General features: G+C 54.3%; 6 protein-coding genes and 2 pseudogenes. 4 read left to right on the top strand and 4 right to left on the bottom strand.

The genetic code is table 11. The features are described 5' to 3' along the window. The 4 genes and pseudogenes from ACJHXB_RS11260 to yfaU all read left to right on the top strand — a co-directional run. A pseudogene (locus ACJHXB_RS11260) lies at positions 1–71 on the top strand (transposase); the annotation flags it as partial. Positions 72–106: 35 nt separating this feature from the next. Continuing rightward, positions 107–439: pseudogene (locus tag ACJHXB_RS11255) on the top strand (IclR family transcriptional regulator C-terminal domain-containing protein); the annotation flags it as partial. Next, entirely contained in the window at positions 370–1,554 is a 1,185-nt protein-coding gene (locus ACJHXB_RS11250; protein ID WP_410233497.1) for an MFS transporter, read from the top strand. The pseudogene ACJHXB_RS11255 and the gene ACJHXB_RS11250, both read left to right, overlap by 70 nt. A 16-nt stretch (positions 1,555–1,570) precedes the next feature. Then, positions 1,571–2,374, top strand: a complete 804-nt coding sequence (gene yfaU / locus ACJHXB_RS11245; protein WP_000992991.1) for a 2-keto-3-deoxy-L-rhamnonate aldolase — start codon at positions 1,571–1,573, stop codon at positions 2,372–2,374. Positions 2,375–2,414: 40 nt separating this feature from the next. On the opposite strand, the gene ACJHXB_RS11240 is transcribed toward yfaU, so the two are convergent. The 4 genes from ACJHXB_RS11240 to glpA all read right to left on the bottom strand — a co-directional run bounded on the left by ACJHXB_RS11240 (position 2,415) and on the right by glpA (position 7,635). Further along, positions 2,415–3,377 carry an ISNCY family transposase gene (locus ACJHXB_RS11240; RefSeq protein ID WP_000140532.1) on the bottom strand — a complete coding sequence of 321 codons (963 nt, stop codon included), beginning with the start codon at positions 3,375–3,377 and terminating at the stop codon, positions 2,415–2,417. A 193-nt stretch (positions 3,378–3,570) separates the two neighbouring features. After that, positions 3,571–4,761 (bottom strand): anaerobic glycerol-3-phosphate dehydrogenase subunit GlpC, encoded by a 1,191-nt coding sequence (glpC, locus tag ACJHXB_RS11235; RefSeq protein ID WP_001000377.1) that lies wholly within the window; start codon positions 4,759–4,761, stop codon positions 3,571–3,573. Beyond that, the gene (glpB, locus tag ACJHXB_RS11230) at positions 4,758–6,017 is read right to left on the bottom strand and encodes a glycerol-3-phosphate dehydrogenase subunit GlpB (protein ID WP_410233496.1); all 1,260 of its coding nucleotides are present in this window, start codon (positions 6,015–6,017) and stop codon (positions 4,758–4,760) included. Before glpB ends, glpC begins: the two co-directional genes overlap by 4 nt. Next, positions 6,007–7,635, bottom strand: coding sequence for an anaerobic glycerol-3-phosphate dehydrogenase subunit A (gene glpA, locus ACJHXB_RS11225; RefSeq protein ID WP_000857236.1), 1,629 nt, complete (start codon positions 7,633–7,635; stop codon positions 6,007–6,009). The genes glpB and glpA overlap by 11 nt, the downstream gene beginning before the upstream one ends. Positions 7,636–7,704: the final 69 nt, after the last annotated feature.

Raw genomic sequence — 7,704 nt, 5'->3', positions numbered from 1 at the left:
AAGCGGCGGGACTCGTCGTTTCTGCCCATGGAGGCCAGCGTAAATCCGTCACACAGACGGTTGCGGCTTAAGAAGTGGGAAGCCTCGCCCGACAGGGCGGGGAGCAGTCACCCTTGATCACCAGGAAAATTTTTGTTTGTGGACCAGGCTGGTGGAGCTTTCCGGTCATGCGTTAAGCAAGATGGATCTCCGGGAACTGGCTCGACCGCGTTTGACGCAACTGATGGATACCACCGGGCTGTTATGTCACCTGGGGATTATTGATAACGGCAGCGCTTATTACATTTTGAAAGTGGAGTCATCAGCCACTATCAGCGTGCGTTCCCATGAAGGAAAAAGCCTTTCGCTTTATCGCTCCGGAATAGGTAAATGCCTGCTTGCCTGGCAACCTGCAGCTGTACAGCAAAGTATTATCGAAGGGCTGGTCTGGGAGCAGGCATTTTCTTTGTGGTATACGCGTTTCTGGGGGTTCCGGCGAATCTTTTGATGCGAAAACTGGGGGCCAGAACCTGGATTGGTACGACAACACTGCTGTGGGGATTTCTTTCGGCAGCCACGGCATGGGCCGATACTGAAGCGAAATTTCTGATCGTTCGCACTCTGCTTGGTGCTGCGGAGGCCGGGTTTTTCCCTGGTATGATTTATCTCACCTCGCAATGGTTTCCGCAGCGTAATCGCGCCAGCATTATGGGGTTGTTCTATATGGGCGCACCGCTGGCGTTAACACTGGGATCACCGCTTTCCGGCGCGCTGCTGGAGATGCATGGATTTATGGGGCATCCCGGCTGGTTCTGGATGTTTGTGATTGAAGGATTGCTGGCAGTCGGCGCTGGGATATTCACATTCTTTTGGCTTGATGACACACCGGAGCAGGCACGTTTTCTGAGTAAACAAGAAAAAACGTTGCTTATCAATCAACTGGCAAGTGAAGAACAACAGAAAGTGACTTCTCGATTGAGCGATGCGCTGCGTAATGGCCGAGTCTGGCAACTGGCGATTATCTACCTGACCATTCAGGTGGCGGTTTACGGATTAATTTTCTTCCTGCCGACCCAGGTTGCTGCATTGCTGGGGACAAAAGTGGGCTTTACGGCGTCGGTGGTCACCGCCATTCCGTGGGTCGCGGCCTTGTTTGGGACCTGGCTTATTCCGCGCTATTCCGATAAAACCGGCGAACGGCGTAATGTCGCAGCGCTGACATTACTGGCGGCGGGCATTGGTATTGGTCTCTCCGGGCTGCTTTCTCCAGTACTGGCGATCGTAGCGCTGTGTGTTGCAGCCATCGGGTTCATTGCCGTGCAGCCGGTGTTCTGGACGATGCCGACACAACTTCTTTCCGGTACGGCGCTGGCGGCGGGGATTGGTTTTGTAAACCTGTTTGGTGCAGTGGGTGGGTTTATTGCCCCGATCCTGCGCGTGAAAGCAGAAACGTTGTTTGCCAGCGATGCGGCGGGATTACTGACGCTGGCAGCGGTGGCGGTCATCGGTTCGCTGATTATTTTCACTCTGCGTGTAAATCGCACTGTTGCGCAGACCGACGTGGCACATCATTAATAGGTTAAGGAACACCATGAACGCATTATTAACCAATCCCTTTAAAGAACGTTTACGCAAGGGCGAAGTGCAAATTGGTCTGTGGTTAAGCTCGACTACTTCTTATATGGCAGAAATTGCCGCCACCTCCGGTTATGACTGGTTGCTGATTGACGGGGAGCACGCGCCAAACACCATTCAGGATCTTTATCACCAGCTACAGGCGGTAGCGCCCTATGCCAGCCAACCCGTGATCCGTCCGGTGGAAGGCAGTAAGTCGCTGATTAAACAAGTCCTGGATATTGGCGCGCAAACTCTACTGATCCCGATGGTCGATACTGCCGATCAGGCACGTCAGGTGGTGTCTGCCACGCGCTATCCTCCCTACGGTGAGCGTGGTGTCGGGGCCAGTGTGGCACGGGCTGCGCGCTGGGGACGCATTGAGAATTACATGGCGCAAGTCAACGATTCGCTTTGTCTGTTGGTGCAGGTGGAAAGTAAAACAGCACTGGATAACCTGGACGAAATCCTCGACGTCGAAGGGATTGACGGCGTGTTTATTGGACCTGCGGATCTTTCTGCCTCGTTGGGCTACCCGGATAACGCCGGGCACCCGGAAGTGCAGCGAATTATTGAAACCAGCATTCGGCGGATCCGCGCTGCGGGTAAAGCGGCTGGTTTTCTGGCTGTGGCTCCTGATATGGCGCAGCAATGCCTGGCGTGGGGAGCGAACTTTGTCGCTGTTGGCGTTGACACGATGCTCTACAGCGATGCCCTGGATCAACGACTGGCGATGTTTAAATCAGGCAAAAATGGGCCACGCATCAAAGGTAATTATTGATATCAAAGGCCCATGGGGATCGGCTGTGGGCCTGTGTTAATTAGTGGTTATTCGCTGCCAGATCGGCTTCGCTTAGCTGGGTGGCTGCGAGCACCAGGTCACGATCAATGCCCTGTTCCAGCATGCGCAAGGCAATTTTAATGGCTTGTTCATGCATACCTTCTACTTTGCCTTTCTGCAAACCCTCCAATTTCCCCTCCTGCCAGCCTTCTAATTTACCTTCCTGCCAGCCAATTTGATGTCCTTCCTGCCGCAGCCGTTCAGCAATAGTCATTAATCTCTCCTTTTGTAGTGGTGAACGTTCGGCAATCTCCTCAATAAAACGGGTGAAACGGGAGGTATCGCCGCATTGCAGCAGATAATTAAACAGCGTTTGTAGCTGGCTGTCATTAGTGAAGCCTCTAACCAAAAGCGTGGTAATCCTGTCGACCATACCGATTAAATCGCGGTCGCGAATATGCTTTTGAATCAGTTCCAGCAGAGCTATACGCCGATGTTGCATGATCTCATCGTCAGGTACGATGGTGATATCCACCAACGGAAAAGCTTCGGTGTACAACTGCCGGGCAAGTTGCGGATCGTCAAACTCATCCAGCCAGTTGAGTGAGTACGGGTAGGGCGAGGTTTCGCCATGATAAAACAGCAATGGCACCACCAGCGGAACTCTGTCATAGCCTTTATCCAGGTGACGTTGCATGGCGGCAGTGGCATAGCGCATTAGTCGAAAAGCCATATTCTTTTCTGCAGAACTTTGATGTTCAATCACGCAGTAGATATAGCCGTCACCGTCGCTGGTTTCCACCGACCACAAAACATCCGAGTAGTAAGCGCGTAAACTTTTTTCAATAAAGCTGGTGGGTTCCAGGCGTAAGGTTTGCAGGTTGCAAAGCTTGCGCAGCGGCTCTGGCAGATGTATTTCGAGAAAATCTCGCGCCGTATCGGGCGAGAACATAAAGGTTTTAAATACCGCATCATGCGGGGAGGAGGTTGTTGATTCGGTCATGGTTGTCCGTCACCTGATATTTATGATAACGCGACATTACGGTTATCCCAGGCCTTTGACATCTGCCAGTTTCAGCCTTTGCGAGACGTTTTCAGAGGAATTTTCACTGCGTTGCAACGTATACATTGAGCGCGGAATCGTGGACGCAAAAATGCCCGGTAACAACATGCTTACCGGGCATCAGATGGGAGTTTTAAGCCAGCGCCTGGGCCAGTAGCGTAATCGGATGTTCGCAGCGAAGACTTGTGGACATCTCAATCTGCCATTTGCAGGTTTCGCAGTCGGTAACCACCAGATCTGCGCCGCTTTCTTCTATCTGACGGAACAGTGGTGCGCCGATGGCTTGTGAGGTGGGGTAGTTCTCTTTTTTGAAACCGTAAGTACCTGCAATACCGCAGCACTGGGAATCCAGCACCGTTAACTCAAGCCCCGGGATTTTACGCAACAGCTCCAGGGTGTAGAGCGTCCAGCCCATTTTTTCCATATGGCACGGAGTGTGATAAACCACTTTTAGCGGCAGCGGTTTCAGCGGCAAGGTTTTGCCTTCGTCCAGCTTGCGCCACAGCCAGCGGGTCGCCAGTTCGATGTGATCGCGCAAGCCTTTGTTGTCGACATTCAGCACTTCCGGGTACTCGTCGCGCAGAGCAAACGTACAGGTCGAGGAGGTGGCAATCACCGGAATGCCTTTTACTCCCACTGCTTCGCGGATCGACTCTACATTTGTGATTGCCTGTTTACGTGCTTTATCGGTAAAGCCGTTGGCGATCAGCGGTACGCCGCAGCATTTTTCTTTGCTGAGCAGTTGTACACCGGTACCCATTGCGTTGAGCACTTTAATTAAATCTTTGCCTAACTGCGGATGGTTGTAGTTAACGAAGCAGCCGTGAAAGAAAGCCACCTGGTCTTTATATTGCGCTTGTTGGGCTGCCACGCTGCGATACCAGCGACGGAACGTGCCGAAGGAGTATTTCGGTAGCGTGCGGCGATGATCGATTTTTAACGCCGCATCAAGCAGCTGTCGCACCGGTTTCAGCGAGGTAGCAGTGTTAACGATTGGTGCGAATGGCGTGGAAACGCTACCCATCAGGTCGGTATGACTCAACACAAAATTGCGCAGTGACGGGCGTGTGGTGTCATATTTCGCCCGCGCGCGCTGGATGATATCGCCAATCTTCACATCGGACGGGCAGGCGACTTCGCAACGTTTGCAGTTGATGCAATATTTCAGTGCCTCGTCATACAGTGCGCCATCTTTCAGACGCAGACGCTCGCCATCCGGCCCGGCTTGTTTTGGCCCCGGATATCCCGGATTCACCCGGCTCACCGGGCAGGCGGTGGTGCAGACGGTGCACTTAATGCAGTTTTCGAAGCTGGTGTCGTTCATTGTTGACCTCCTGCGCGTTGGGCAATCTGTTGAGCGGCATGTAAAGCACTGACGGCACAAACACCGCCGCCGCATCCCTGGGCGATGGGATCAAATCCGCCCAGCACCGAACCGATGGCAAACAGGTTCTCAATGGTTTGCCCTGCCTGCGACGGGCGTAGTGCCTCATCAGTGGTTACACCGAACTGCTGCCACGGTTGCGGCGCAAAAAAATCGCCCTTATACCATTCACCCCGCGTGGCGGTTTGTAGCACATCAAGGCCGAGAATCGGCTCGCGAATGCCGTCACGTTCTGCCACCAGTCCGCCGCTAAAGAAACTGCCGCTCGCAAGCACCGCAAATCGTGGGCGCAGCGGGATATCGGCGTGATTGCGGGTCCAGATTTCATTCAGTACGCCATTTTCACAGGTCACTTTTTTCACTTCATCGCCTGGCATCCACACGCCACCCTGGCGCACAAACTGGCGCTGTAACTGGTTTTGCAGACGAATGCCCAGCACGGAAGGCGGCAGCGTTGGCAAAAGCATCAGTGAACAAGGTAGTTTTTCATTCAACCAACGCCACAGTTTGTCATCGGCCAGGCCGAAGCAGGCGGGCATCAGGATCATTTCGCAGGTATTGGCGACAGGAATAAGCGCATCAAGTAACAGCGACCAGTTTTCTTCATTATCAAGGAAACGGGCGATATTCACCGCGCGGAACTCGGTGGCGTTATTGCGCAGGACATCCAGTTCCGGCAGCTCTATTTCTGCGGTTTCAACCGAAAGATCCAGTTCACGCAACGAAGCTGCCGCAAGGTGAGCCTGAAAATCCATCAGGCCGCTAATTCCCACTACACATATTTTCTTCGCGGGCAGTGGCCAGACGGGGACTTCTGGCGAACTTAGCCAGGTAGAGCGCAGAGTGCCGAGCGGCGTAATCCGCTGGTGAGCCAGTTCTACGCTGCCCTGCAATTGCGCACCGCTTTCAGCGATTAATGCCTGCGCCTGGCAAGCGAGATCGAGTACGCGTTGTGGCCCGAGAAGAGAGTAAGGATGGGCAGGGGCCTGCTGACATAACGATTCCAGCCCGTGGTGAATGTCTGCCACTGGCTGACCATCTGGCAGATGGCTCAGCAAATCCAGCGAACCGGATGAGAAATGCAGCGCGCTTTGACCACGCGTGACAATGGCACAGCGCAGGCCGTGTTTTTGCAGTTGCAGGCCACAGAGTAAGCCGGCGAGGCCGCCGCCCATAATGACAGTATCAAAGCGCATCTTTCTGCTCCTTCTCCAGACCACACAGTCCCTGATAAACCCAGCGGGTAAATTCGCTTTCGCGCAGTGCGTCTCCCCATGCTATGGGTTGCACGCCTTTCCAGCGTTCGTTAAGGAAGGTGGAAAGTTGCTCGATAGATTGCGCGGACGTCGTGACGTTAAACCGTTGCAGCAGTCCGGCAGCCCGGCAGGCGCAGAGTTCGCCCTGGCAGGTACCCATCCCTACACGGGTACGACGGCGTAAATCCAGCAGGCTGTTAACGTTTAAATTTTCTACTGCGTACTGCACTTCACCCGCAGTTACCGCTTCGCACTCACATACCAGGCTGCGGTGCAGGCGGCCTTCGCTCAGCCAGGCTGGTGTGCGATCGCCGTGCCGGTAAACTGCGGAACCGCGCAGCGGAGCGGGCAGGGAGATCACTTTGCGCAGCGTGACTTCTGCCGGTTCCTGTGAGCCAGGCAACGGCGTGTCGGCAGTGGTACAGGGGCGCGTGTTGCCCAGCTTGCGACACACCGCGTCAGTAGCCCATTCCGCCATCAGGCGGTAGGTCATCAGTTTGCCACCGGTGATGGTGATAAACCCGTCCAGACCATCGCGTTCAGCATGATCGAGCAGCACGATGCCACGGCTGACGTTACGTCCGCTTGGATCGTCATCGCTGGCAACCAGCGGACGCACGCCAGAGTAAGCCCGCAAAATACGCGTTTTCGCCATCACGGGGGCCAGTTTTTCCCCTTCACGCAGCAGAATATCAACTTCTTCTGCCGTCACTCGATTATCGTCAATCTCGCTGTAATCAATACGTAAAGAGGTGGTGCCAATCAGCGAAATGGTATCGCCAGGCACCAGAATATCGGCGTCGGAAGGTTTGCGGCAGCGGTTGATCACATGCTGATTAATGCGGTGATCCATGATCAGTAGCGATCCTTTCGCCGGGAACATGCGAATGCGCAGATCGGCATATTCCGCAATATGTTGCCCCCAGATCCCGGCGGCATTAACCACGACAGGCGCATGGAGTGCCTGGGTTTCGCCGGTAAGATGGTTACGTACACAAACGCCGCACACCGTCGCGCCTTCACGAATCAGTCCCGTGACTTCATGAGCGGTAAGGATAACGGCACCGTGTTCTTTGGCATCCAGCATGTTTGCTGCGGTCAGACGAAATGGATCAACGGTGCCATCCGGAACTTTCACCGCGCCAATCAGTGCCGGGTTAACGGCAGGTTCGATAATGCGCGCTTGCTGCGGGTCTATAGCTTCTGCGCTGATCCCTGCTTCTTCGCAGGCGCGGATAAAAGTGGCCTGGAAGGAGAGGTCATCTTCCGGCAGGGTGATAAACAGGCCGTTGGTTGGTTCTACGCAGTGACGTGCAATGCGTTTCAGGATCTGGTTTTCACTAATACATTCGCGGGCCGATTCCGCATCGGTTACCGCATAGCGCGCACCGCTGTGCAGCAGGCCGTGGTTACGCCCGGTGGCACCGGTTGCGATGTCGTGGCGCTCAACCAAAATCACGCGCAGCCCGCGCAGGGCACAGTCGCGGGCAATTCCGGCTCCCGTTGCACCGCCGCCAATGATAATCACGTCACTTGATTGCGAGTCGCGAGTTTTCATTGTTATCCCTCTGAAGTTCGTTTTTTACCATTTAGCCATAGTAAAAACATGAATTGTTTGATTTCGCGC

The sequence above is a fragment of the Escherichia sp. WS3227_2 genome (assembly GCF_046486495.1).
In the GTDB taxonomy this organism is placed as follows: domain Bacteria; phylum Pseudomonadota; class Gammaproteobacteria; order Enterobacterales; family Enterobacteriaceae; genus Escherichia; species Escherichia coli.
The sequence above is the reverse complement of the archived record's forward strand: the minus strand, read 5'-3'. Positions and strand labels throughout refer to the sequence as shown.

Bases quoted from the DNA above. Each gene is read 5' to 3' on its own strand.
- glpA (WP_000857236.1), bottom strand. From the start codon at position 7,635: ATGAAAACTCGCGACTCGCAATCAAGTGACGTGATTATCATTGGCGGC.
- glpC (WP_001000377.1), bottom strand. From the start codon at position 4,761: ATGAACGACACCAGCTTCGAAAACTGCATTAAGTGCACCGTCTGCACC.
- glpB (WP_410233496.1), bottom strand. From the start codon at position 6,017: ATGCGCTTTGATACTGTCATTATGGGCGGCGGCCTCGCCGGCTTACTC.
- yfaU (WP_000992991.1), top strand. From the start codon at position 1,571: ATGAACGCATTATTAACCAATCCCTTTAAAGAACGTTTACGCAAGGGC.
- ACJHXB_RS11250 (WP_410233497.1), top strand. From the start codon at position 370: ATGCCTGCTTGCCTGGCAACCTGCAGCTGTACAGCAAAGTATTATCGA.
- ACJHXB_RS11240 (WP_000140532.1), bottom strand. From the start codon at position 3,377: ATGACCGAATCAACAACCTCCTCCCCGCATGATGCGGTATTTAAAACC.